Origin of the sequence: Streptomyces sp. NBC_00996, from assembly GCF_045162675.1 — a bacterium.
GTDB lineage: Bacteria > Actinomycetota > Actinomycetes > Streptomycetales > Streptomycetaceae > Streptomyces.
On record NZ_CP108723.1, the window covers coordinates 4042459 to 4067600 of the forward strand.

Consider the following 25142-nt stretch of genomic DNA (forward strand, 5'->3'; position numbering starts at 1 on the left):
CCGGTACCCCAGGATCTACCGGGTGCACGACGAACTTGTTGATCATCTGACGCGATCCTCGCCCCTGAACCGGGGCGAGGCGCTGCGGGTGATCCAGGACGTGCTCGCCTACTTCGACGAGACGACCGAGGAGTACGTCCGTCGCCGCCACCGCGAGCTCCAGGCCCAGGGCCTGGTGAACACGGCGATCTTCGAACGGATCGAGGCGGACCTGAAGTACCGGGCGGTCGCACCGCCGGAGCTCACGCTCAGGCAGTTGCGGCGCATCGTCTACGGCTGACGGCCCGGCTACGACCGACGCCGGGCGAGCACTCATCGATAGAGGGGACAGAAGGACCGTATATGTGCGGAATCGTGGGATATATCGGAAAGCGTGATGTGGCGCCGCTCCTGCTGGAGGGCCTGCAGCGCCTGGAGTACCGCGGCTACGACTCGGCGGGCATCGTCGTCACGACCCCGAAGTCGGCCGGCCTGAAGATGGTCAAGGCCAAGGGCCGGGTCCGTGACCTGGAGGCCAAGGTCCCCGCGCGCTTCAAGGGCACCACCGGCATCGCCCACACCCGCTGGGCCACCCATGGCGCCCCCTCCGACGTGAACGCCCACCCGCACATGTCGACCGACAACAAGGTCGCGGTCGTCCACAACGGCATCATCGACAACGCCTCCGACCTGCGGAAGAAGCTCGAGGCCGACGGCATCGAGTTCCTCTCCGAGACCGACACCGAGGTCCTCACCCACCTCATCGCCCGCTCGCAGCGGGAGAAGCTCGAGGACAAGGTCCGCGACGCGCTCCGCGTCATCGAGGGCACGTACGGCATCGCGGTCCTGCACGCCGACTTCCCCGACCGCATCGTGGTGGCGCGCAACGGCTCCCCGGTCGTCCTCGGGATCGGCGAGAAAGAGATGTTCGTCGCATCCGACGTCGCCGCCCTGGTCACCCACACCCGGCAGATAGTGACCCTCGACGACGGCGAGATGGCCACCCTCAAGGCCGACGACTTCCGTACGTACACCACCGAGGGCACCCGTACGACGGCCGAGCCGACCACCGTGGAGTGGGAGGCCGAGTCGTACGACATGGGCGGCCACGACACGTACATGCACAAGGAGATCCACGAGCAGGCCGACGCCGTGGACCGCGTGCTGCGCGGCCGTATCGACGACCGGTTCTCGACCGTGCACCTGGGCGGCCTGAACCTGGACGCCCGTGAGGCGCGCCAGATCCGCCGCGTGAAGATCCTCGGCTGCGGCACCTCGTACCACGCGGGCATGATCGGCGCCCAGATGATCGAGGAGCTCGCCCGCATCCCCGCGGACGCCGAGCCTGCCTCCGAGTTCCGCTACCGCAACGCCGTCGTCGACCCCGACACCCTGTACGTCGCCGTCTCCCAGTCCGGTGAGACCTACGACGTCCTGGCGGCCGTCCAGGAGCTCAAGCGCAAGGGCGCGCGGGTCCTGGGCGTGGTGAACGTGGTGGGCAGCGCCATCGCCCGCGAGGCCGACGGCGGCATGTACGTCCACGCGGGCCCCGAGGTCTGCGTCGTCTCCACCAAGTGCTTCACGAACACGACCGTCGCCTTCGCGCTGCTCGCCCTGCACCTCGGCCGCACCCGTGACCTGTCGGTCCGCGACGGCAAGCGGATCATCGAGGGCCTGCGCAAGCTGCCCGGCCAGATCTCCGAGGTCCTTCAGCAGGAGGACGAGATCAAGAAGCTGGCCGAGCAGTACGCCGATGCCCGCTCGATGCTCTTCATCGGCCGCGTCCGGGGCTACCCGGTGGCCCGTGAGGCCTCCCTGAAGCTCAAGGAGGTCTCGTACATCCACGCCGAGGCCTACCCCGCCTCCGAGCTCAAGCACGGCCCGCTGGCGCTCATCGAGCCCGCACTCCCTACGGTCGCGATCGTCCCCGACGACGACCTCCTGGAGAAGAACCGCGCCGCCCTGGAGGAGATCAAGGCCCGCAGCGGCAAGATCCTCGCGGTCGCCCACCAGGAGCAGGAGAAGGCCGACCAGACGATCGTCGTCCCGAAGAACGAGGACGAGCTGGACCCGATCCTCATGGGCATCCCGTTGCAACTCCTTGCCTATCACACGGCGTTGGCGCTGGGCCGGGACATCGACAAGCCGCGCAACCTGGCGAAGTCGGTCACGGTCGAGTAAGTCCGGTCGTACGGCGAGCAGTTGCCTCCTACGGACATGAACGATCCCCTGTGTGTGCCACCTTCACACAGGGGATCGTTCTTCCAGGGGCCAGGGCCGCCCATTACCCCGGCCCGCGCCAGGCTCAGCCGGTGGCCGTCACCCCCCGGCCGGCGGCGCGTCCGGGCAGTGCGGTGGGCCAGTTGGCGAGCGCCGCCGTGGCCCCGTACCAGGCCAGCAGCCCACCGGCCGCGGCGAACCAGCCCGCGACCTTGGCGAGCCCGCTGGAGTCGCCGAACTGCCCGATGGCCAGCAGGAGAAGAGCCACGAAGAGCAGCCCGTACGTGCCTCGTACGAGTGTCGAGGCGCCGGAGGCCGCGACCGTCAGGCTGAGCGCGACGAGCGCGAACAGGAGCAGGAAGAGGCCTGCCGCGTTGGCGGAGACCTGCGCGTCGGACGTGACGCCCCAGGTGAACCAGAGCGCACCGAGTGCGGAGAAGGCCGTACCGGTGAAGGCGTCATGGTCGCGGAAGGCGAACAGACCGGCGACGAAGAGCGCGATGCCACCGACATAGGTGGCGAGGGAGACGGAGTCCGCCGCTGTGACGCCGTCGATCACTTCGGTGTGACCGAGGCCGAAGGCCAGCAGGGTGAGTCCGAGCGCGAGTTGGCCGAGGGTCGATGTTGTGGTGCTTCCCGCAGAGACGTCGTTGTCCACGGCGGGCTCCCTTCATGCATGTGCAGTTGTGCTGCGTGGTACCGGCCGTGCGATTGGTCCGGCGACCGGTATGTACCCTTCACAAGGGCACAAACCACCTCTACGCGCGAGTAGATTTGTGCTGCGGCGAAAGGGAGTTGACCCTGCCCAGGGCTCATCTCACCTGGGACAACGTCGAGTTACGGAATGACAACGCCTCGAGAACGTGCGGCACCGCGGATCACGGGAGGCCCGGGCGCACAACGGGACGACCCCGGGGATCACGGGATGACCGCGTGGATCACGGATGCCCCTGGGGATCACGGGACAACCCGGTGGATCACGGCATGACCGCGTGGATCACGGAATGACGATCACCGGGCGCTGCGCGCGCTTGGCGAGGCGTCCGGCCACCGAGCCGAAGATGCGCCCGACGATGCCGTGCGTGGAGCCGACGACGATCGCGTCCGCCTCGTACTCCCGTCCCACCTCTTCGAGTTCGTGGCAGATGTCTCCGCCGCGCTCGACGAGGATCCACGGCACCTCGGCCAGATACTCGGCGCAGGCGAGTTCGAGTCCGAGCACCTCGGTGCGGTGGTCCGGCACATCGACGAAGACCGGTGGCTCACAGCCGGCCCATACCGTGGTGGGCAGCCGGTTCGCGACATGCACGATGATCAGGCCCGAGCCGGAGCGGTGGGCCATGCCGATCGCGTAGGCGAGGGCGCGTTCGCTGGACGTCGAGCCGTCGAAACCGACGACGACGCCGTGCTTGAAGGCGGGATCGCAGGACTGGCGGGGTTCTTCCGCCGCCAGGGGCTCGGCCGCCGTGGGATCGGCGAGCGGGCGCTTGCGGTTCGCGGGATCGAAGAATTCGTGACCGGCCATGGGTATCTCGGCGTTTGGATCCTCGTGGTGGGGACGACAACGATCGGCAGAGCTGTGTCCGGGAATCATCTTCCCAACCCCATACCCCCAAGGGTACGGCGGCACGCCTCCTCTGCCCAGATCCCGCGCGCGCTGTGCGGCGTTCCCCGGAGCATGCATGAGAGGCGCCCGCAACGCAATGGCTGCTGCCCCGTACAGGCGGTTTGCACAGGGTTCACCCAGGGACGTGGCCTTTCCTCGCGGGACGGGCCCTTCCTCGTCGCACACCGGTACCCAGGACGGGGCCCTTCCTCGTCGCACACCGGTACCCAGGACGGGGCCCTTCCTCGTCGCACACCGGTACCCAGACAGTGACCGGCCGGTCGAGCACGCGTTGAACCCGTGAGCCACCGCCATGGAGAGCATGGAGAGCACTGGAGTACTGAGGGAGCACACCGTGCCCGGACCCGAGACCGCACCCCGCCACTCCCTCGGAGCCCACTCCGCGACACCCCCCGTGCCGGACACGGCGAGCGCCGTGGTGGGCTGGGCGGCCTTCAGCTGTGTCCTCGTCCCGGTGGTGCTCCTCTGGTACGGCACCTCGCTGGCCGGCGCGGCCGGTACGGCCCTGGGCCTGGCGGCCGTCACCGCGGCCTGCCGGGTGCTGCTGAGGCATTCCGAGCGCGGCGCGGCGCTGCTCCGCGCCGAGGAGCGGGCCCCGCAGCACGGCCGACACGGCAGGGGTGGCGCGGGGGTCATGAGCGGCGCGCACGGCCGCAGTGGCGCGGGGGCTCACAGAGGTGGTCGGCGCGGTGCGGGAAACAAGCCGGTTGACTGACCGGTTTGTGCGCACGCCCCCGCTTCTTTTCAGCCAACTTCTGCATATCGCGCATCCCTTGGTCGCACGACCCTCCAACCCCCGTTCGACCTGCGCTGAAAGGGCCACAGAGGGCGCGCGCACCCTACGTGGATTGGCCACTGCGACGAGGCGCACTTCCCTGCACGGCCCGCGAGTGCAACGCTTCGTGATCGAATGCTTCACGCCAAGTTGCCATGTCGACATTCTGCCGAGTGGAGAACTGGTCACCTTGGCACCACGGGACACAGTAGATTCGATCTTGTCTTACGGCGGGGGACTCGTGCAGGACCGAGGGGAAACGTGCAGGAGCGACACAACCGAGGAGCCGCGACCACCGAGGGGGGCTTAGCAGTATGAGCCACGACTCCACTGCCGCGCCGGAAGCCGCGGCCCGGAAGCTTTCCGGGCGACGCCGCAAGGAGATCGTCGCGGTGCTGCTGTTCAGCGGCGGCCCCATTTTCGAGAGTTCCATACCGCTGTCGGTGTTCGGGATTGACCGCCAGGACGCCGGCGTGCCGCGCTATCGCCTGTTGGTGTGCGCCGGCGAGGAAGGCCCGCTGCGGACCACAGGGGGCCTGGAACTCACCGCACCACATGGCCTGGAAGCGATCTCCAGAGCAGGCACGGTGGTCGTGCCCGCCTGGCGGTCGATCACCTCGCCGCCACCGGAGGACGCGCTCGACGCACTGCGCCGGGCGCACGAGGAGGGCGCCCGCATAGTCGGGCTGTGCACCGGCGCCTTCGTGCTGGCGGCGGCAGGCCTGCTGGACGGCCGCCCGGCGACGACCCACTGGATGTACGCACCGACGCTGGCCAAGCGCTACCCGTCGGTGCACGTCGACCCACGAGAGCTCTTCGTGGACGACGGAGACGTCCTGACATCGGCGGGTACGGCGGCCGGAATCGACCTCTGCCTCCACATCGTGCGGACGGACCACGGCAACGAGGCGGCGGGCGCGCTGGCCCGGCGTCTGGTGGTCCCGCCCCGCCGCAGCGGCGGTCAGGAGCGCTATCTCGATCGGTCTTTACCCGAGGAGATCGGCGCCGACCCCCTCGCGGAGGTCGTCGCCTGGGCGCTGGAGCACCTCCACGAGCAGTTCGACGTCGAGACGCTGGCGGCACGCGCGTACATGAGCCGCCGCACCTTCGACCGCCGGTTCCGCTCGCTCACGGGGAGCGCTCCCCTGCAGTGGCTGATCACCCAGCGCGTACTGCAGGCGCAACGCCTGCTGGAGACCTCCGACTACTCGGTCGACGAGGTCGCGGGACGCTGCGGCTTCCGCTCGCCGGTCGCGCTGCGGGGTCACTTCCGGCGCCAGCTCGGATCGTCCCCGGCCGCGTACCGGGCGGCGTACCGCGCCCGCAGGCCCCAGTCCGACCGTTCGTCGGAGACGGACGGCTCCCCGGGGCCGGCCGGTCCACCACCGGCGCCGCCGCAGGAGAGTCCGGTCCCGATGCAGACCCGCCGCACGGCGGCGGCCGGCGCCCTGGGCCCGGCCGCATCGTCGGCGTCTCTCTCCACGGACACGGGCAAGCCCGGCCCGGAGCTGTACGCGGCGGGCAGGCCCAACCTGCCGGGGCAGCGGAGCGCGCCGTAGGACGGCCGTAGTGCGAGGCGAAGGGGTCCGCGCCATGGGTGCGGGCCCCTTCGCCAGCGGTGCGCGCCCTCGCCCGGGCAGCACGGGCGGGTCCAGTCGGCCGGAGCGAGCCGTAGGGTGAGACGTATGAACGATCGCATGGTGTGGATCGACTGCGAGATGACCGGGCTCTCGCTGTCGGATGACGCGCTCATCGAGGTGGCCGCGCTGGTCACCGACTCGGAGCTGAACGTGCTGGGCGAAGGCGTGGACATCGTGATCCGCCCGCCGGACGCCGCACTGGAGACGATGCCGGACGTGGTACGCCAGATGCACACCGCCTCCGGCCTCCTCGAGGAGCTGGCCGCGGGCACGACCCTGGCGGACGCCGAGGAGCGGGTCCTCTCCTACGTACGTGAGCACGTCAAGGAGCCGGGCAAGGCCCCGCTGTGCGGAAACTCGGTGGGCACGGACCGCGGCTTCCTGCTGCGCGACATGCCGACCCTCGAGGACTACCTCCACTACCGCATCGTGGACGTCTCCTCCATCAAGGAGCTGGCCCGCCGCTGGTACCCCCGGGCGTACTTCAACAGCCCGGAGAAGAACGGCAACCACCGCGCCCTGGCCGACATCCGCGAATCCATCGCCGAGCTCCGCTACTACCGCGAGGCGATCTTCGTCCCCCAGCCCGGCCCCGACTCCGACACCGCCCGCACCATCGCGGCGAAGCACGTCCTGCCTGTCGAATAGGCCTTTGCCGGGGCCCTCCCGGGCCCCCACAAAAGCCGTGCGCGAGCACCCCTTCGGACCCTGTACACTTTTTCTCGGCCGGTCAGGGAAACCAAGACCGGTCGTGGTGGGTGTAGCTCAGCTGGTAGAGCACCTGGTTGTGGTCCAGGATGTCGCGGGTTCAAGTCCCGTCACTCACCCTTGATGAACAGGGCCCGGCCTGCGAAAGCAGGCCGGGCCCTGTTGCGTGTCACGGCCGACGGCCCTCGGCGGCTCGCCAGGCCGTCGCGAAGTCGTGGATGTTCTCGAAGCGGTCGGCGGGGTCGGCCCGGGTGGCGCGGACGATCACCGTTTGCTGGGCCGGGGTGCCACGCCAGGCGCGTTCCTGGTCGCCCGCGTCCAGGAGAAGGCGAGCGGTGCGGCCCAGGGTGAAGACGGTCGTGCGGGTGTCGATGACCGCGCCGCGCACGAACTCCTCGGGGGCCATGAAGCGCCGTGAGCCCGGCAGGCGTTCCTCGTCGAGGACGAACGGGCCCGGACGGTACTCGTCGAGGTCGATCAAGTGAGTGACGTCGCGGGCGAAGTCGTACAGGAGCGCGCCGTCGTAGAAGTCGACCGCGACATGGCCGGCCGCCTCCACCGCCAGGTGGGCGTCCAGAATCCGGTCGAAGGCGCGCAGCACGCGGTCCGTCGACAGGGCTCGGAAGCGGACCATCGGGCTGTCCGGGCTCGTACGGTCTCGGGGGCCGCTCCGGGTCGGGTGGTAGAGCACCTCGCCCTCCCGCCAGGGCATCACCACCCCCCAGCCGCCGCCCTGCACGGCGATCCGGTGGACCTGCGGGACGATCGCCGTGTGCCGTACGGCCCGGTGGAACGCCCAGCCGCGCGCGAGCGAGTGGTGCGCGCGGTCCGTGACCGCCTCCTTGACGAACCAACGCGCCCCGTCGAGCAGCCGCACCCCGTACGACACGCATCCCGAGTCCTGATCCCGGAACGCCCTGAACACCTCGCCCACCCGGGCCAGGTACGGCTCCACGGCAGGCACTTCGTCGACTCCCAGCAGGGGATGCAGGACCATGTCGCCAGAGTGCCTCACGAGAGTGCTGCCGTGTGGACAGACGCGGCGGGTGAGGTGCCGACCGGCCGAGTTCAGGCATCCCGTCGGGCGGACGCGCCGGTCGACCCGGGGCAGCGTGCGGGGTGTCGGCTGCCCGTCGAGTCGACCGGGCTGCTCCGGGAGCCCTACGGCATCGTGGGCCCGCGCGGGGTCTGCGGGGCAACCTCGGGCGGGCGCTCACCGGCGACGGAGCCGCCCGCTACCGGTGGGCGGTCTCACGACGACGCCCGCACCACCAGTTCCGCCGGCAGCACCAACTGCCTCTTCTCCAGTCCCCGCGACATGGCCGGGCGGCGGTCCGCGATCTCGCCGAGGAGGAGGTCGATCATCGCGCGGCCCATCTCCTCGATCGGCTGGCGGACGCTGGTCAGCGGCGGGTCCATGTGGCGGGCGATGGCGGAGTCGTCGTAGCCGATCAGCGCCACGTCGTCCGGTATGCGGCGGCCTTCCTCGCGCAGCACCTGGCGGGCGCCGGCCGCCATGACGTCGGAGCCGGCGAAGACCGCGTCGAGGTCGGGGCAGCGCTCCAGGAGCAGGGCCATCGCGCGGCGGCCGCCGTCCTCCGTGAAGTCGCCGGGGACGATCAGCCGGTCGTCGACTTCGCGCCCCGCGTCCCGCAGCGCCGCGCGGTAGCCGTCGACGCGACGCTGGGCGCCGAAGACGTCGAGGCGCCCCGCGAGGTGGACGATCCTCCGGCGGCCCCGGGCGATCAGGTGCTCGACGGCCGCGCGGCCTCCGCCGTAGTTGTCGGAGTCCACGGAAGGCAGCGTCTCGTCCGTGGAGCGGCGGCCGCTGATCACCGCCGGGATCTCCAGCTGGGAGAGGAGGTCGGGGAGAGGGTCGTCCGCGTGGACGGAGACGAGCAGGACGCCGTCCACCCGGTGCGCCGCCAGGTACTGGGCCAGCCGCTGTCTCTCCCGGTCGCTGCCCGCGAAGATCAGCAGGAGCTGCATCTCGGTCTCCGAGAGCTCGGCCCCCACACCCCGGAGCATGTCCGAGAAGTACGGCTCGGCGAAGAAGCGGGTCTCCGGCTCGGGGACGACCAGGGCGATGGCGTCCGTGCGGTTGGCGGCGAGGGCGCGGGCCGCCGTGTTCGGGACGTAGCCGAGTTCCGCGACGGCCGCCTCGACGGCGGCGCGGGTCGCGTCGCTGACCCGCGGGGAGCCGTTGATCACCCGGGACACAGTCCCGCGGCCCACCCCGGCCCGTGCGGCGACCTCCTCAAGCGTCGGCCGCCCCCCGCTCCGGCCCCGCGCTCCGTGGCCTGCCATTGGCTCCGCCTCCCGACGACCTCTACGTTGGCCTGGAATCTAACAGCCCCGTCCGAGGGGGTGACCGTACCCGGGAGCTGCCGCTCTCAGACCCCCGCTCCGGTCCGAACGGCTCGCCCTCGAACGCCGGGCAGGCTGAAACTCTCCGGCCCCGGCCGCAGTTCGAACCTTCCCCGCCGTTAGCTAACAGGCCGATAACTGAAGCCAGATGTCCGCGCTTCCACCCTTGACACCCCCGCCCGGACCGACGACTCTTCAACACATCACCTGTGGGAGCGCTCCCACAGTACCTGACACATACACATCCCGCACGTTCCCCGCCCGAGCCGCAGCGAGAACCAACGGGCCCAACAGAGCAGTTGGCCGGGGGGTCGGCACGTCAGGCAACAGGAGGACGCAATGCGCACGAGTACCCGTCGGTCCCGCAGGCTGGGGGCCCTCGCGGCCGTCGCCGCGCTGACCACAGGGCTGCTGGCCGGCTGCGCCAACGACTCGGATGACGGCTCGTCGAACTCGGACGGCGGTGGCAAGGGCGGCGGTAAGACCACGCTGACCATCGGCACCTTCGGTGTCTTCGGCTACAAGCAGGCCGGCCTCTACGACGAGTACATGAAGCTTCACCCGGACATCACCATCAAGGAGAACGTCACCACCCGTACCGACGTGTACTGGCCCAAGACGCTCACGCGGCTGCAGGCCGGTTCCGGCACCGACGACATCCAGGCGATCGAGGTCGGCAACATCACCGAGGCCGTGCAGACGCAGGCCGACAAGTTCGTCGACCTCGGCAAGGAGGTCGACAAGTCGCAGTGGCTGGACTGGAAGAACGCCCAGGCCACCACCAAGGACGGCAAACTGATCGGGCTCGGTACGGACGTCGGCCCGATGGCGATCTGTTACCGCAAGGACCTGTTCCAGAAGGCCGGCCTGGAGACGGACCGCACCAAGCTCGCCGAGCAGTGGAAGGGCGACTGGTCCAAGTACGTGGACCTCGGCAAGGAGTACATGAAGAAGGCGCCGAAGGGCACCAAGTACGTGGACTCCGCCTCCTCGGTCTACAACGCGGCGCTCGGCGGTGAGAGCCAGCGGTACTACGACAAGGACGGCAACGTCATCTGGGACAAGTCGACGGGCGTGAAGAACGCCTGGAACACCGCCATGGAGGTGGCGACCAGCGACATGTCGGCGAAGCTGAAGCAGTTCGACCCGACGTGGGACCAGGGCTACGCCAAGGGCACCTTCGCGACGGTGGCCTGCCCGGCGTGGATGATCGGCTACATCGAGCAGAAGTCCGGCGACTCCGGCAAGGGCAAGTGGGACGTGGCGGCGGCGCCGACCGCGGCCAACTGGGGCGGTTCGTTCATCGGCGTGCCGACGGCGGGCAAGCACCAGAAGGAGGCCGTCGCGCTGGCGAAGTGGCTGACCGCCCCCGAGCAGCAGGCCAAGGTCTTCGCCAAGCAGGCGAGCTTCCCGTCGACGCCGTCGGCGTACGCGAGCCTGAAGCCGCAGGCCGACACCACGGCGTACTTCTCGGACGCGCCGATCACCCAGATCTTCTCCGACTCGGCGAAGACCATCCCCACCCAGTACTTCGGCGTCAAGGACCAGCCGATCGGCACGGCCATCACCGACGTCGGCATCCTCCAGGTCGAGCAGAAGGGCAAGACGCCTGACCAGGGCTGGAACGCGGCCAAGTCGGAGATCAAGGACGTGCTCGGCCAGTGACCAGCTCCAAGCAGGCTCTCGCGCAGACCGCGCCGAGCGCCGACGCCGCGCCCGGTGACCAGCCGGGCGCGGCCCGCCGCGCTCACGGTCGCGGTACGCCGCCCCCGGGCACGAGCTCCTGGCGCAGCCGGTTGTACCGCTGGGACATGAAGGCGTCGCCGTACGCGTTCATCGCCCCCTTCTTCATCGTCTTCGGGGCCTTCGGGCTCGTGCCGCTGCTGTACACGGCCTGGTACTCGCTGCACAACGTGCAGTTGTCCGGCCTGGACCACCAGACCTGGGTGGGCCTGGACAACTACAAGAACCTGCTGTCCTCGGAGTTCTTCTGGAACGCCCTGGAGAACACCTTCACCATCGGTGTGATCTCGACAGTGCCGCAGCTGCTGATGGCGATCGGGATCGCGCATCTGCTCAACTACCGGCTGCGCGGCTCGACCGTGTGGCGGGTCGTGATGCTCACTCCGTACGCCACCTCGGTGGCGGCGGCGACGCTGGTCTTCACGCTGCTGTACTCGTGGGACGGCGGCATGATCAACTGGCTGCTGCACTTCGTCGGGGTCGACCCGATCAACTGGCGCGAGTCCGACTGGGGCGGGCAGTTCGCCGTCTCCTCGATCGTGATCTGGCGGTGGACCGGCTACAACGCGCTGATCTATCTGGCGGCGATGCAGGCCATCCCCACCGATCTGTACGAATCGGCCGCGCTGGACGGGGCGGGCCGCTGGCAGCAGTTCCGCCATGTGACGGTCCCGATGCTCCGGCCGACGATCCTGTTCACCGTGGTGGTCTCCACGATCGGCGCGACCCAGCTCTTCGGTGAACCCCTGCTGTTCGGCGGGGTGAGCGGTTCGAAGGGCGGCTCCGCGCACCAGTACCAGACGCTCGGCCTGTACATGTACGACCAGGGCTGGGGCATCGGCAACCTCGGTAAGGCGTCCGCAATCGCCTGGACGATGTTCCTGATCCTGCTGATCGTCGCCGCGATCAATCTGCTGATCACCCGACGGCTGAGGAAATCTCAATGACCACAAGTGAACTGACGCTACCTCAGGCGAAGGAGAAGGGCGCGGGCGGCGGGCGCCCCGGCCGCCGCCGCGTGCTCGGCGCGGGCAAGCAACTGCACGCCGGCCCGGTCACCTATGTCGTCCTGACGGTTCTCGCGCTGGTCTCGCTGACGCCGCTGCTGTGGACCGCGATCGCGGCCTCACGCAACAACGAGCGGCTCGCACAGACACCGCCGCCGCTGTGGTTCGGCGGGAACCTGTTCAAGAACCTCCAGACCGCGTGGGACCAGGCCGGGCTCGGCACCGCGATGGTCAACTCCGTGATCGTCGCCGGGACCATCACCTTCGGTACGGTCCTGTTCTCCACGCTCGCCGGGTTCGCCTTCGCCAAGCTGCGGTTCAAGTTCTCCAGCACCCTGCTGCTGCTCACCATCGGCACGATGATGATCCCGCCGCAGCTGGCCGTCGTCCCCCTCTACCTGTGGATGAGCGACCTGGGCTGGTCCAACCAGCTGCAGACGGTCATCCTGCCCACCCTCGTGAGCGCCTTCGGCACGTTCTTCATGCGGCAGTACCTGGTGCAGGCGCTGCCCACCGAGCTGATCGAGGCGGCGCGGGTCGACGGAGCGAGCAGTCTGCGCGTCGTATGGCACGTGGTCTTCCCGGCGGCGCGGCCGGCGATGGCGGTGCTCGGACTGCTGACCTTCGTGATGGCCTGGAACGACTTCCTCTGGCCGATCATCGCGCTCAACCAGCAGAACCCCACCGTCCAGGTCGCCCTGAACGGCCTCGGCACCGGCTACATCCCCGACCAGTCGGTGATCATGGCCGGCGCGCTGCTCGGCACACTGCCGCTGCTCATCGCCTTCATCCTGTTCGGCAAGCAGATCGTGGGCGGCATCATGCAGGGCGCGATCAAGGGCTGATCCTTCCCTCCTCAGGGGGCCGGGTCACCGCCGCCCCGGCTCCCCTTTCCTCCCTCTCCCCTCCTCCGACTCGTCGGTCTCCACGACCTCCTATGGGAGCGCTTCCATGCCTGAGCCCATTACCCCCGTGACCTTTCCTTCCGCCTTCCTCTGGGGCGCGGCGACCTCCGCCTACCAGATCGAGGGGGCGGTGCGGGAGGACGGGCGCACGCCCTCGATCTGGGACACCTTCAGCCATACGCCGGGCAAGACCGCGGGCGGTGAGACCGGTGACGTGGCCGTCGACCACTACCACCGCTACCGCGACGACGTGGCCCTGATGGCGGAGCTGGGCCTGACGGCGTACCGCTTCTCGGTCTCCTGGCCGCGGGTGCAGCCGACCGGTCGCGGGCCCGCCGTGCAGCGCGGCCTGGACTTCTACCGACGGCTCGTCGACGAACTCCTCACCCACGGCATCAAGCCCGCCGTCACCCTCTACCACTGGGACCTCCCGCAGGAGCTGGAGGACGCGGGCGGCTGGCCGGAGCGCGACACGGCGCTGCGTTTCGCCGAGTACGCGCAGATCGTCGGCGAGGCACTGGGCGACCGTGTCGAGCAGTGGATCACCCTCAACGAGCCCTGGTGCAGCGCGTTCCTGGGGTACGGCTCCGGGGTGCACGCTCCGGGCCGTACGGACGCGGCGGCGTCGCTGAGGGCGGCGCACCACCTGAACCTGGCCCACGGGCTCGGCACTTCGGCCCTGCGCGGCGCGATGCCCGCCCGCAACGCGGTCGCGGTGAGCCTCAACTCCTCGGTCGTCAGGCCGCTTTCCCAGGACCCGGCGGACCTGGCGGCCGCGCGGCGCATCGACGATCTCGCCAACGGCGTCTTCCACGGCCCGATGCTGCACGGGGCGTACCCGGAGACACTGCTGGCGGCGACGTCATCGGTCACGGACTGGTCGTACGTCCTGGACGGCGACCTCGCGGCGATCCACCAGCCGCTCGACGCGCTCGGCCTCAACTACTACACGCCGACCCTGGTTTCGGCGGCGGACACCACCGCGGCGGGCCCGCGCGCGGACGGTCACGGCGCGAGCTCGTACTCCCCGTGGCCCGGCGCGGACGACGTCGCCTTCCATCAAACCCCGGGCGAGCGTACGGAGATGGGCTGGACGATCGATCCGACGGGCCTGCACGACCTGATCATGCGCTACACGCGGGAGGCGCCGGGTCTGCCGCTTTACGTGACGGAGAACGGCGCCGCCTACGACGACAAGCCGGACCCGGAAGGCCGCGTCCACGACCCCGAGCGGATCGCGTACCTGCACGGCCATCTGTCCGCGGTGCAGCGTGCCATCACCGACGGCGCGGATGTGCGCGGCTACTACCTCTGGTCCCTGATGGACAACTTCGAGTGGGCGTACGGCTACGACAAGCGCTTCGGTGCGGTGTACGTGGACTACGCGACCCAGACCCGCACGCCTAAGTCGAGCGCCCTCTGGTACGAGCAGGCGGCGCGGACGGGCACGCTGCCGCAGCCGGCGGCCGCCGAGTAGACCATGTGACCGGGGGGATGGCGGGGGGACGGGGCGCGGCGCCTGAGGGGGGTGCCGCGCCCCGGTGTCGTCCGGGGCCAGGGAGTACGTCGTCGGCGCACTGGCCGGCCGGCGGGGTGCGCCGGCGTCCGGCTTCGGGTCGCGGGCCATCGGCTGCTGGGAGGCGCCGTCGACTGTTACGTCCTCCGGGGAAGTTCCCGCACTCCCCTGGACCCGCTCAGCGGGTGAGGCCGGCCACGATGGTGGTGAGGGTGCGTTCGACCACCGCGTCGCGCTGCTCGGCGGAGAGCAGGGCGAGCGGCCCGTCGAGGATGAGCAGGGAGAGGCCGTGGACGACCGACCAGGCGGCCACCTCGGCCGCGGGGCGGCTCTCCGGCCGCATCCGGCCCGTGGCCACCAGCGTGTCGAGTGTGTCCGACAGTTCCCTGAACGCCGCGAACTCCGCGCTGCCGTCAGGGGCTTCGAGGCCGGTGAAGTCGCTCTCCTCCGCCGCGGACGTATGGCAGAAGGCGGTGCGGTAGAGCCCGGGGTGCTCGATCGCGAACCGGACGTACCCGCGCCCGATCGCCTCGGTCCTGCGCACGGCCTCCTCGCCCGGGTCGTCGAGCCCAGGCAGTACGCGCACAGCCTCGGACATCGAGGCTGCGAGCGCCTGCTGGCCGTGGATCTTCACGGCTTCCAGGAGTTCCCCCTGGCCGTTGAAGTGGCGGTACGCGGCGGTGGGTGACACGCCGACGCTGCGGGCCGCCTCGCGCAGGACGACACGCTCCGGGCCGCCTTCGGCCGCGAGTTCGACGGCGGCCTCGATCAGCGCGTTGCGGAGGTCGCCGTGGTGGTAGCGGGGCTTGCCGCCCGTGATCGACTCCATGATCTCCATCCTGCCCGAATCCTGACCCTGTCCCTCCGGGATCCGTGAACCGGACCTGTCGGGTCCCACGGCCTCGCCCCATCGGGTTCCACGACCCCGACCTGCCGGATTCCACAACCCCGACCCATCGGGTTCCACGACCCCGGCCCATCTGGGCTCACGACGCTGTCCTGCCGGGTTCCATGACCTCATCCTGCCCGAAGTCGACGCCATTAACATTTTCATGTTGACGCCGTTAACATCCTGTGCCACTGTCGATGTTAACGCCGTAAACATGACGGCGTACACATCCGGAGGCGATCACCGTGTTCGACCGCATCGCCGAGCTGGCCCTCCACCGGAGCCGGCTCGTACTGACACTCACCGTGGTGGCCGTGGTCGCCATGGGAGCCATTGGCTTCGGGGCGTTCGGCAAACTCCTCGGCGGCGGCTTCGAGGATCCGAGCGCGCCCTCGGCCCGCGCGCAGCAGCTCATCGACGACAAGTTCGGCGGTGAGAGCAACCTTGTCCTGCTGGTCCGGGCCGACAAGAACGGCGGCGGCATCGACTCCCCCGCCGTCGAGCGCGCGGGGCGCACCCTCACCTCGCAGTTCAAGGGCGAGTCCACACTGGCGAACGTGATCTCGTACTGGGACACCGGCAGCTCCGCGCTGACCTCCCGGGACGGGAAGGAGGCGCTGGTTCTGGCCCACGTGAAGGGTGACGACACCGAGCAGGGCGACAACGCTTCGGTGATCATCAAGCAGTACACCGGCGACCGGAACGGGCTGACCGTAGAGGCCGGCGGCGAGGCCGCGGTCGGCGACGAGGTGCCCACGCAGGTCGCCAAGGACCTGGCGCTGGCCGAGTCGATCGCCGTACCGCTGATCCTGATCCTGCTGGTGATCGCCTTCGGCAGCGTGGTGGCGGCACTGCTGCCCCTGGTCATCGGGCTGATCGCGATCGTCGGCACCTTCGCCGAGCTCTACGTACTGGGCAGCCTCACCAACGTGTCGGTGTTCTCGATCAACCTCACCACCGCGCTCGGCCTGGGCCTCGGCATCGACTACGCGCTCCTCATGATCAGCCGGTTCCGCGAGCACCTCGCCGAGGGCGTCGACGTCCCCGACGCACTGCGGCACACGGTACGGACGGCCGGGCGGACCATCACCTTCTCGGCCGCGACCGTCGCTGCGGCACTCGCCGCACTGCTGGTCTTCCCGCAGTTCTTCCTGCGCTCCTTCGCCTACGCGGGCATCGGCGTGGTGGCCATCGCCGCCGTCAGTGCCCTGCTCGTCATCCCGGCACTGCTCGCCGTGCTGGGCCACCGGATCAACAGCGGCCGACTGCCCTGGGCGCAGACCGTACGGAGCGCCGAGGCGCCGCTGTGGGCCCGGCTGTCCCGCACGGTCATGCGCAGGCCCGCACTCACCGCACTGCCGGTACTGGCCGTCCTGCTGCTCGCCGCGAGTCCGCTGCTCGGCGTCACCTTCGGCACGCCGGACGAGCGGGTGCTGCCCGAGAGCGCGCAGAGCCGTCAGGTCGCCACCGCGGTGCAGCACGACTTCACCGGCAGCGACGAGTCGGCGGTGCAGATCATCACGACCGGGCCGGTCGCCCCGGCCGACCTGCGTACGTACGCGACCGCTCTTTCGCGGCTCGACGGCGCGGCCCGGGTCGAGACCTCCGCCGGCACCTACACCGACGGCCGGTCCGACCGGCCCGGCCCCGCCGCGGCCGCACTCGGCCGCCCCGACGCCCAGCGGATCAGCGTCGTCACCGGCCTGACCCCCAAGTCGGACCAGGCGCAGGACCTGGTCAAGGCCGTACGGGCAGTGGACGCGCCCGGCGGCACCGAGGCGCTGGTCGGCGGCACCGACGCACGCCTCGTCGACTCCAAGGCGTCGATCGCGGACCGGCTCCCGTACGCCATCGGCCTCGTCGCCGGCACCACCTTCCTGATCCTCTTCCTCTTCACCGGCAGCGTGGTGCAGCCGCTGCGGGCGCTGGTCCTCAACGCCATCAGCCTCACCGCGGCCATCGGCGTCATGGTGTGGATCTTCCAGGACGGCCACCTGGCCTCGCTGCTCGGCTTCACCCCGCAGCCCATGGACACCTCCATGACAGTGCTCATGTTCTGCATCGCCTTCGGCCTGTCCATGGACTACGAGGTCTTCGTCACCAGCCGCATCAAGGAACTCCACGACGCGGGCGCCGACACGGAGACCGCCGTCACCAGCGGCCTCTCCCACACCGGCCGGATCGTCACGATGGCAGCCGGTCTCCTGGCGGTGAGCTTCTTCGCCTTCGGCACGGCCCACGTCAGCTTCATCCAGATGTTCGGCCTGGGCAGCGGTCTGGCGATCCTGATCGACGCGGTGGCCGTACGTGGTGTGCTCGTCCCGGCGGCCATGCGACTCCTGGGCCGCACGGCCTGGTACGCCCCGAAGCCACTGCGCGCGGTGCACGGCAGGCTGGGCCTGACGGAGGGGAGCTCGCCGGCCGAGGTCTGACGGCCCTCACTCACCTGGAGGTCGCGCCCCGGCTGGGACCAGGTCGCCTCACCGCGACCTGGTCCCTTCAGCTCGGGGTGATCGTGCCGACCGCGCCGACCCGCCGAGGGAACAGGGAACAAGGAAATAGCCGGGCGCTCAGCCCTGAAGCGCATCCAGGATCGCGTCCACCGAGCGCTCAGCCCTTGAGCGCACCCAGGATCGCGTCCACCACGCGCTCCAGCTGGGCCCGCCCGTCCGCCGTCTTGGCCAGTACACGCATGCCGACCACCGTGTTCAGCAACAGTGACGCGAGAGCCCGTACATCACGCGCGGCGTCGATCTCCCCGGCCCGCTGACCCTCTTCGAGCGCCGCGAGGAACGCCCCCTCGGTGCGGGCGAACATCCGCCGCACCTCGTCCCTCGCCTCGGCGTCCGAACTCGCCAGCTCGGTAGCGGTGTTGACCGCGAAGCAGCCCTGGCGGCCGGGATCGGCGAGGTCCGTTTCGAGGAGCAACTCCAGCGCTGCGCGCACGCGGTCCTTGACGGGGCCGGGCCCTTCGAGAATGTCGGGCAGCCGCGCGGCCTGCGTCTCCCCGTAACGGCGGAGCGAGCGCTCGAACAGCGCCCGCTTACTGCCGAAGGCGTTGTACAGACTGCCCTTGCCGATGCCGAGTTCGTCGACCAGGTCCTGCGGCGTGGTCGCCCCGTACCCCTTCCGCCAGAAGACGCGCATCGCGCTCTCCACGGCGGCTTCCTCGTCGAACTGCCTGGGCCTGCCCATGATCGAAACGGTAATCGATATTGGACCTGCGGGTCAATATTCGGAGGTGAAGTGCGCCCCGGCCGGGTGGGGGGATTCCGGCCGGGGCGCGCAACCCCCGTTCGACGATGGCTTTATGTGGCCGATCGAGCCCGGCCGGTGGCTACTGGCGGCCGCTCAGGGCCGCCGGTGGCCGATGGCGGCTACTTGTAGGCGCCGAAGGTCTTCGAGAAGGCGCCCGCGTCCTGGACGATGGAACTGCAGGTCGCGTCGGCGGAGTTCTTGGCGCCGCCCGCGCACTGCTTGTCACGGGTGGCCGACCACATCGACAGCCAGCCGAGGCCCTTGGACTTGGCGAAGGTCACCAGCTGCGAGGCGTCGTCGACCTTGAAGATCTCGGAGGACACGTCGTTCACGCCGATCATCGGGGTGACGGCGACGGCCTTCCACGCCGCGCTGTCCGACAGCCCGAGGACGCTCTTCACCTGCGCCTGCGTGGCCGTGGCGGCCTGCTCGGCATAGGTGCCCATGTCACCGCTGTACGCGGGGCCGTAGTCCATCGCCATGATGTTCACGGTGTTGATCTTCACGCCGTTCGACTTGGCGTTGGAGAGCAGGTTCACGCCGTCCTGGGTGAGACCCTCCGGCATGACCGGCAGGGTGAAGGAGACATCCAGGCCCGGGTGCTGCTGCTGGAGCTTGGCGATGGCCTTCGCGCGGTTCGTGTTCGCGGCCGTGTTCGGCAGTGCGCCGCCCTCGATGTCGAAGTCGACCTTCGTGAGCTTGTAGGCGTCCACGGCCTTCCCGTACGCCGCCGCCAGCGCGTCCGCCGAGGAGCAGGTCGTCGCCAGCTCCGAACCGGAGGCCCCGCCGAAGGAGACCCGGACGTCGCCGCCCTTGGCGCGCAGCGCGCCGATCTGCGACGCCACCCCGTCACTGGCGAGGTCGGTCACACCACCCCACTTGGGGGTGCAGCCGCCACCGTCCGTGATGAAGGCCAGGTTGTAGTCCTTCACGCCGGTGGCCGTGGCGCTCGCGAGCAGGTCGAAGGCCGGATAGAGGGAGGTGTCGACGTAGGGCGCGAAGCCGGCGGACGTCGTGCTGCCGTTGCCGGAGCTCTGCGAGGGAGAGGGGGTCGCCGTCGCGGTCGGGGTGTGCGTCGCGCTCTGGGAAGCGGTGGCGGTCGGGGTGGGCTTCGGGGTCGGGGTCGCGGAGTCCGTGGGGCGGCCGCTCGGCTCGGGCGTCGCGCCGTCGTCCACCGAGCACTTGGCGCTGTCGATGAGACAACCCGTCGGGTCCGCGGTGCCGTTCACGACGAAGCCGACGGTGACGGTCTCGCCGGCCTTCAGGCCGTCCTTGTCCCAGGACGGCGGCTTCACGGTGACGTGCTGCCCGCTCACGCTCGACTCGCCGTTCCACAGCGAGCTGAGCTTGGCGCCGGACGGCAGGTCGAACTCCAGCGTCCAGTCCCCCTTCACCTGGCCGCTGTCGTTCGTGATGACGTACTGCGCGGTGTAACCCGTCGACCAGTCACTGGTCTTGGTGTACGCGGCGCCGACGCCGGCCGCCTGCGCGGTCCCGGTGAACAGGATGGCGCCACCGCCGACCACGGCCGCGGCGACGATGCCGCCTATCGCCTTGTTCCTGCCACTGACCTTACGCCGGTGCGTGCTGCTCATCGCGTGCCTGCCTTCGCGGTTTCACGGGGGTTCACAGGGGATTCCCAGGAGTGGGTGCGGCAGCACGCTAGCGATCCGGAATCGGACAAACCGCTTCATCCGGGCGGAGGTTGAGGATCTTAGGGTGCGCTTAAGGAAGGCATCGGGGACGGTTAAAGGTAGAGACCAATTGAGGCACCCCGAAGCCGCCGCAGAGCGAGGGGAGTCCGGGCCTGCGGAGCAGGCGAAAAAGGGGCGGGCGGGAAGCCTGCCGCGAAGCCGCGAAGCCGCGAAGCCGCGAAGCCGCGAAGAAGAAACGCCGCGGGGCGGCAAAGAGAGACACTCCGGAGCGGCGAAGAGACACTGCGGGGCGGCGAAGAGGAAAGCCCGCGCAGCGGAAGGCAGACGCCGGTCAAAGCCCCCGCGCACCGAAACGCAGACGCCGACCAAGCCCCCACGCACCAAAACGCAGACACCGACCAAGGCCCCGCGCACCGAAACGCAGACGCCGACCGAGGCCGGCGCGGCGAGACGTCAGCTCACGCCCGCCCCGCGGCGACGGCGGCGTACGGTCCCCCGGTGCCCTCGACGGAGGGGGGTCGCCCGCCCGTCGAGTTGGATCCAGATCCGCACCTCGGTCCCGCCCAGCACGGACGAACCGATGCGCACGTCCCCGCCCGTCGCCTCCGCGAGCCGCCGCACGATGTCGAGGCCGAGCCCCGTCGACCCGTCGCTCCCGGAGCCGCGGCCGCGCGCCATGGCCGCCTCGGGATCCACGATCCCCGGGCCCGCGTCCGACACCAGCACGATCACGGCGTCCTCGCCGTTGTGCACATCGACCGCGAAGGCCGTGCCTTCCGGGGTGTGCCGGAAGACATTGCCGAGGAGCGCGTCGAGTGCGGCCACCAGGTCGGCGCGGGCGACGGGTATGCGGACCGGCCGGTCGATCCCGGCCACCCGGACCTTGCGGCCCTCGTCCTCCGCGAGCGCCGACCAGAAGTCCATCCGCTCGCGCACGACTTCGGACGCGTCGCACCCGGCACCGACACCTATCGCCGCGGTCTGCGGTTTGGCCTCCCGGGCGGTCCTGATGATCGTGTCGACCTCGCGCTCCAGCTGCGCGACGGCGGCCCGGGTCTGCTCGGCGGCGGGTCCGTCACCGAGGGAGGCCGTGTTGAGCCGCAGCACCGTCAGCGGCGTACGCAGGCGATGGGAGAGGTCCGCCGCCAACTCCCGCTCATTCGCCAGCAGTTGTACGACCTGATCGGCCATCGAGTTGAACGCGACCGCCGCCAGCCGCAGTTCCGTGGGCCCCTCCTCGGGCACCCGCTTTCCCAGCTTCCCCTCCCCCAGCTCGTGCGCACCCTCGACCAGCCGCTGCGCGGGTTGCACCATCCGTACGCCCAGCCGGTCGGCGACCGCGACCGAGCCGATGATGAGCGCGACGCCGACCGCGGCGAGCACCGCCCAGGCCGTGCCGACGCCGTTACTGACCTCGGACTCGGGGACGTACACCTCGACGACCGCGATCTCGCCGGAGCTCAGCGCGACGGGCTGGAGCAGCGTGGAACCGCCGGCGACCTCCGTGGTGGAGGCGCGGCCGAGCTTCCGGGTCGTGGTGATGTCCTTGCCGACGGCGCGCTGCTTGCCGATCTCGACCGCGGCCGCGCCGTCGGCGCCGGGTATGTGCACGGCCATCCCCGAGTCGGAACCCGCGGAGGCGACGACCCGCTCCAACTGATCCCGGTCGGTGGTGATGGAGAGCGCGGGCGCGATGGCCGCGGCTTCCCGCTCGGCGTTCGAGAACGCCCGGTCCCGCGCCATCTCCTTGATCACCAGACCCAGCGGGACCGCGAAGGCGACCACGACCATCGTGGTCACCGCCACGCACACCTTGACCAGCGCCCACCTCATGACGCCCACCCCTCGCCCGGTGCCCACCTCATAGCGGCGGCTCCAGCTTCACGCCGACCCCGCGCAGGGTGTGCAGATAGCGCGGTCGCGCCGCCGTCTCGCCCAATTTCCGCCGTAGCCACGACAGATGGACGTCGATGGTCTGATCGTCTCCGTATGCCTGCTGCCACACCTCGGCGAGCAGCTCCTTGCGCGGTACGACGACGCCGGGCCGCCCGGCCAGGAAGGCGAGCAGGTCGAACTCGCGCCGCGTGAGGTCCAGCCGCGCGCCGTCCAACTCGGCCTGACGCCGCAGCGGGTCGATGGCGAGACCGCCGACCCGGATGACCGTCGACGGCGGCGCGTCCCCCGCACTCGTTCGCGAGCGGCGCAGCACCGCCGCCATCCGCGCCGACAGGTGCTCGACCGAGAACGGCTTGGTCAGGTAGTCGTCCGCTCCGTCGTTCAGCAGGCGGACGATCTCCGTCTCGTCGTCCCGGGCGGTGGCGATGATCACCGGGACGTCGGTGATTCCACGCAGCATCTTCAGCGCCTCGGACCCGTCCAGATCGGGCAGACCGAGGTCGAGGATGACGACGTCGAAACGGAAATGAGCGACCTCGCGCAGCGCCTCGAGGGCGGTGCCGACGCTGCGCACGGTGTGCGCGGCATCGGTCAGATGCCGGATGAGGGCCGAGCGTACGAACTGGTCGTCCTCGACCACGAGCACACTTGCCATGGGCGGCACCGTACGCCATCGGGGCATGGGGGTACCTCCCGCTCGAGCGAAGCAGAGAGTGGGGGACGCTCGAGGCCCTGTGGACAACTCGGATCACCAGGATGTGGACAACCCGGACTGTGACGCAGCCCTGAGACATTCGTGGGGCTCGTGGTGCAGTATGGCCGCGATGCGCAGAGGACTCGTACACGTACTCGCTTGGTCGCTCGCCACGGGCGCGGCGGTCACGCTGTCGTGGTGGGGTGTCCACACGGTGATGACGGGAACGGCGTACGACCCGCCGCGCGCCCTGCCCATCACGGCGGGCGACGCGACGACGCAGGAGCCCAAGCCGCTCGCCTCCTCGACGCGGCGGCCCGAGCCGTCGAAGAGCCCGTCGAGCAAGCCGCCCGCGAGCCGGAAGCCGAGCCCGACGCCCTCCGGGTCGACGCCCCCGGCCGTCTCCCCCTCCCCTACGTCGTCCGGGCAGATCAAGAGCTACGACACCGACGGCGGCCGGGCGGTCTTCGACCTCCAGAAGGCCTCCGCGACGCTGGTGTCCGCGACGCCGGGCGCCGGATGGTCGATGCAGGTGTGGAAGACGGAGACCTGGATCCGTGTGGAGTTCGCCTCGGGCGCGGACCGGGTGTCGGTGTTCTGCACCTGGCACGACGGGCCGCCGCACGTGGAGATCGGGACGTACTGAGCCGGCCGGCCGGCGGAAGACCGTCTGTCCTCCGTCCCGGCCTGCCGGCCGGCGGAAGACCGTCTGCCCTCCGTCCCGGCCTGCCGGCCGGCGGAAGAGCGTCTGTCCTTTGTCCCGGCCCGCCGGCCGGCCGAAGAGCGTCTGTCCCGGCCTGCCGGTCATCGGAAAACCGACCCGCCCGGGTCCACCGGTCAGCGGAAGACCGACGGGGGCGGCGCCGGTGACGCCACCGCGGCCGCGTCCGTGACAGGGGTCGCGCCTCCGGTGAAGTCGCTGAGCTGCTTGCCGTGTTCGACCCGTCCGGGGTGCGGGTCGGAGGCCGCGCGGCGGGTGAGTTCGGCGATCGGCAGCGGCTGGTCGCAGGCCACCAGCACCGCGTTTCCGAAGCGCTTGCCGCGCAGCACCGTCGGGTCGGCGACCAGGGCGAGTTCGGGGAAGGCGGCCGCCACCGTGGCGATCTGGCCGCGAAGATGGGCGAGCGGGGGCCCGTCGGCGAGGTTCGCGGCGTAGACACCGCCGGCCTTCACCACCCTGCGGACCTCCGTGACGAACTCGACGGACGTCAGATGCGCCGGCGTCCGTGCCCCGCTGAACACATCCGCGATCACCAGGTCCGCCCAGCCGTCGGGCACCTTGGCGAGCCCTTCGCGGGCGTCCATGGAGCGCACCCGGATGCGAGCGTTCGGGTCCAAGGGCAGCTCACGGCGGACCAGTTGGACGAGAGCCGCGTCACGTTCGACGACCTGCTGGGTGGAGCGGGGGCGGGTCGCTGCGGTGTAGCGGGCGAGGGTGAAGGCGCCGCCGCCGAGGTGCACCGCGTGCACGGGCTTGCCGGGCGGGGCGACGAGGTCGATGACATGCCCGAGGCGGCGCTGGTACTCGAAGCTCAGGTACGCGGGGTCGTCGAGGTCGACGTGCGACTGCGGGGCGCCGTCGATCAGCAGGGTCCAGGCGCGCGCCCGGTCCCGGTCGGGAATCAGCTGGGCGAGTCCGCCGTCGACCGGCTCGACGACGGCTTCGGCGGACGCCTGCCCGCGCCGCGCGCTCCGCCCCGCCTCGCGCCCGTCGTCCGACCGCTTGTTCCTCGCCCTTGCCATCCCGCCATTATCGGGGCGTACGGGCGGGTCGGCTCAGCGGCGGTCCAGCAGGGGTCACCGGCAGTTGTCCGCCGCCTCGATGAGCCGGGCCGCTTCCCCCAGCGCGGCCCGCAGCACGACCGGGTCGGTCGCGAGGTCCGCCTCACCGGGCGGCAGCAGCCAGTCCGAGCCCTCGACCGGAGGTTCCGGGGCCAGGCTGAGGCCGCGGCCGTTGGTCTGCGTACAGGTACTGCCCGGCACGTCCCAGGCGTCGGCGGTGCCGGGCGGCACCAGGAAGCCGAGGGTGTCGCAGCCGTCGTCGTGGAGCACGGGCCCGACGGCATCGCAGGAGCCGCGCCGCAGGATGTCGACCGCCTCCAGGCCCTGTCGCGCGGGAACGGTCACCAGGTCGCATTCGGCGACCGGCTGCGGTGGGGCGCTGCACTCCGGGGACGGCCTGTGCTGCGCGGTCGACAGCGGTGTACGGAACTCGGTGCTCTGCCTGGTCTCCATCCCGGCCTCCAACGGAACCCCTCCTCAT

General features: G+C 70.3%; 22 protein-coding genes and 1 tRNA gene. 12 read left to right on the top strand and 11 right to left on the bottom strand.

Going from position 1 to position 25142, the window contains the following annotated elements; translation table 11 throughout:
* The first annotated feature begins 22 nt into the window (after window positions 1–22).
* Together OG390_RS19075 and glmS are read left to right on the top strand one after the other, a co-directional pair.
* The gene (locus OG390_RS19075) at window positions 23–280 is read left to right on the top strand and encodes a hypothetical protein (protein WP_121402877.1); all 258 of its coding nucleotides are present in this window, start codon (window positions 23–25) and stop codon (window positions 278–280) included.
* Between the two features lie 62 nt (window positions 281–342).
* Entirely contained in the window at window positions 343–2160 is a 1818-nt protein-coding gene (gene glmS, locus OG390_RS19080; protein WP_406169463.1) for a glutamine--fructose-6-phosphate transaminase (isomerizing), read from the top strand.
* A 124-nt stretch (window positions 2161–2284) separates the two neighbouring features.
* Here glmS and OG390_RS19085 read toward each other — a convergent pair whose 3' ends face one another.
* Entirely contained in the window at window positions 2285–2857 is a 573-nt protein-coding gene (locus OG390_RS19085) for a GPR1/FUN34/YaaH family transporter (protein WP_406169465.1), read from the bottom strand.
* A gap of 339 nt (window positions 2858–3196) precedes the next feature.
* A complete protein-coding gene (locus tag OG390_RS19090; protein ID WP_028803506.1) occupies window positions 3197–3724 on the bottom strand; it encodes a universal stress protein in 528 nt (175 codons plus the stop codon).
* A 403-nt stretch (window positions 3725–4127) separates the two neighbouring features.
* Here OG390_RS19090 and OG390_RS19095 point away from each other — a divergent pair, with 403 nt between their 5' ends.
* The 4 genes from OG390_RS19095 (at window position 4128) to OG390_RS19110 (ending at window position 7068) form a co-directional block, all read left to right on the top strand.
* Window positions 4128–4541, top strand: a complete 414-nt coding sequence (locus tag OG390_RS19095) for a hypothetical protein (RefSeq protein WP_406169467.1) — start codon at window positions 4128–4130, stop codon at window positions 4539–4541.
* A gap of 374 nt (window positions 4542–4915) precedes the next feature.
* The gene (locus OG390_RS19100; RefSeq protein ID WP_406169469.1) at window positions 4916–6160 is read left to right on the top strand and encodes a helix-turn-helix domain-containing protein; all 1245 of its coding nucleotides are present in this window, start codon (window positions 4916–4918) and stop codon (window positions 6158–6160) included.
* 126 nt (window positions 6161–6286) lie between these two features.
* Window positions 6287–6889, top strand: coding sequence for an oligoribonuclease (gene orn, locus OG390_RS19105; protein ID WP_399075051.1), 603 nt, complete (start codon window positions 6287–6289; stop codon window positions 6887–6889).
* Window positions 6890–6995: 106 nt separating this feature from the next.
* A tRNA-His gene (locus OG390_RS19110) sits at window positions 6996–7068 on the top strand.
* A gap of 50 nt (window positions 7069–7118) precedes the next feature.
* Here OG390_RS19110 and OG390_RS19115 read toward each other — a convergent pair.
* Both OG390_RS19115 and OG390_RS19120 read right to left on the bottom strand, forming a co-directional pair.
* Window positions 7119–7946 carry a serine/threonine protein kinase gene (locus tag OG390_RS19115; protein WP_406169471.1) on the bottom strand — a complete coding sequence of 276 codons (828 nt, stop codon included), beginning with the start codon at window positions 7944–7946 and terminating at the stop codon, window positions 7119–7121.
* Window positions 7947–8200: 254 nt separating this feature from the next.
* Complete coding sequence (locus OG390_RS19120) at window positions 8201–9256, bottom strand: LacI family DNA-binding transcriptional regulator (RefSeq protein ID WP_406169473.1); 1056 nt, start codon at window positions 9254–9256, stop codon at window positions 8201–8203.
* 399 nt (window positions 9257–9655) lie between these two features.
* On the opposite strand from OG390_RS19120, the gene OG390_RS19125 reads away from it, so the two are divergent.
* The 4 genes from OG390_RS19125 to OG390_RS19140 all read left to right on the top strand — a co-directional run bounded on the left by OG390_RS19125 (window position 9656) and on the right by OG390_RS19140 (window position 14448).
* Window positions 9656–10981 carry an ABC transporter substrate-binding protein gene (locus OG390_RS19125; protein WP_406169475.1) on the top strand — a complete coding sequence of 442 codons (1326 nt, stop codon included), beginning with the start codon at window positions 9656–9658 and terminating at the stop codon, window positions 10979–10981.
* The gene (locus OG390_RS19130) at window positions 10978–12006 is read left to right on the top strand and encodes a carbohydrate ABC transporter permease (protein WP_399075061.1); all 1029 of its coding nucleotides are present in this window, start codon (window positions 10978–10980) and stop codon (window positions 12004–12006) included. Before OG390_RS19125 ends, OG390_RS19130 begins: the two co-directional genes overlap by 4 nt.
* Entirely contained in the window at window positions 12003–12911 is a 909-nt protein-coding gene (locus tag OG390_RS19135; RefSeq protein ID WP_406169478.1) for a carbohydrate ABC transporter permease, read from the top strand. The genes OG390_RS19130 and OG390_RS19135 overlap by 4 nt, the downstream gene beginning before the upstream one ends.
* 106 nt (window positions 12912–13017) lie before the next feature.
* On the top strand, window positions 13018–14448 hold the full coding sequence (locus OG390_RS19140; RefSeq protein ID WP_406169480.1) for a GH1 family beta-glucosidase: 1431 nt from the start codon (window positions 13018–13020) through the stop codon (window positions 14446–14448).
* 217 nt (window positions 14449–14665) lie between these two features.
* On the opposite strand, the gene OG390_RS19145 is transcribed toward OG390_RS19140, so the two are convergent.
* Window positions 14666–15316, bottom strand: a complete 651-nt coding sequence (locus OG390_RS19145) for a TetR/AcrR family transcriptional regulator (RefSeq protein ID WP_406169482.1) — start codon at window positions 15314–15316, stop codon at window positions 14666–14668.
* Between the two features lie 305 nt (window positions 15317–15621).
* Between OG390_RS19145 and OG390_RS19150 the strand changes: the two genes are divergently transcribed.
* Window positions 15622–17808, top strand: a complete 2187-nt coding sequence (locus tag OG390_RS19150) for an MMPL family transporter (protein WP_406169483.1) — start codon at window positions 15622–15624, stop codon at window positions 17806–17808.
* Between the two features lie 178 nt (window positions 17809–17986).
* Here OG390_RS19150 and OG390_RS19155 read toward each other — a convergent pair whose 3' ends face one another.
* From OG390_RS19155 to OG390_RS19170, 4 genes are all read right to left on the bottom strand, one after another.
* On the bottom strand, window positions 17987–18571 hold the full coding sequence (locus OG390_RS19155) for a TetR/AcrR family transcriptional regulator (RefSeq protein WP_406169485.1): 585 nt from the start codon (window positions 18569–18571) through the stop codon (window positions 17987–17989).
* A 182-nt stretch (window positions 18572–18753) separates the two neighbouring features.
* On the bottom strand, window positions 18754–20229 hold the full coding sequence (locus OG390_RS19160; protein WP_406169487.1) for a cellulose binding domain-containing protein: 1476 nt from the start codon (window positions 20227–20229) through the stop codon (window positions 18754–18756).
* Between the two features lie 513 nt (window positions 20230–20742).
* Window positions 20743–22122, bottom strand: a complete 1380-nt coding sequence (locus OG390_RS19165) for a sensor histidine kinase (protein WP_406169489.1) — start codon at window positions 22120–22122, stop codon at window positions 20743–20745.
* Window positions 22123–22150: 28 nt separating this feature from the next.
* A complete protein-coding gene (locus tag OG390_RS19170) occupies window positions 22151–22840 on the bottom strand; it encodes a response regulator transcription factor (protein WP_406169491.1) in 690 nt (229 codons plus the stop codon).
* A 169-nt stretch (window positions 22841–23009) separates the two neighbouring features.
* Between OG390_RS19170 and OG390_RS19175 the strand changes: the two genes are divergently transcribed.
* A complete protein-coding gene (locus OG390_RS19175) occupies window positions 23010–23525 on the top strand; it encodes a hypothetical protein (protein ID WP_406169493.1) in 516 nt (171 codons plus the stop codon).
* Window positions 23526–23716: 191 nt separating this feature from the next.
* Here OG390_RS19175 and OG390_RS19180 read toward each other — a convergent pair whose 3' ends face one another.
* Both OG390_RS19180 and OG390_RS19185 read right to left on the bottom strand, forming a co-directional pair.
* Entirely contained in the window at window positions 23717–24622 is a 906-nt protein-coding gene (locus OG390_RS19180; RefSeq protein WP_406169494.1) for a spermidine synthase, read from the bottom strand.
* A 54-nt stretch (window positions 24623–24676) separates the two neighbouring features.
* Complete coding sequence (locus OG390_RS19185) at window positions 24677–25114, bottom strand: hypothetical protein (protein WP_399080911.1); 438 nt, start codon at window positions 25112–25114, stop codon at window positions 24677–24679.
* Window positions 25115–25142: the final 28 nt, after the last annotated feature.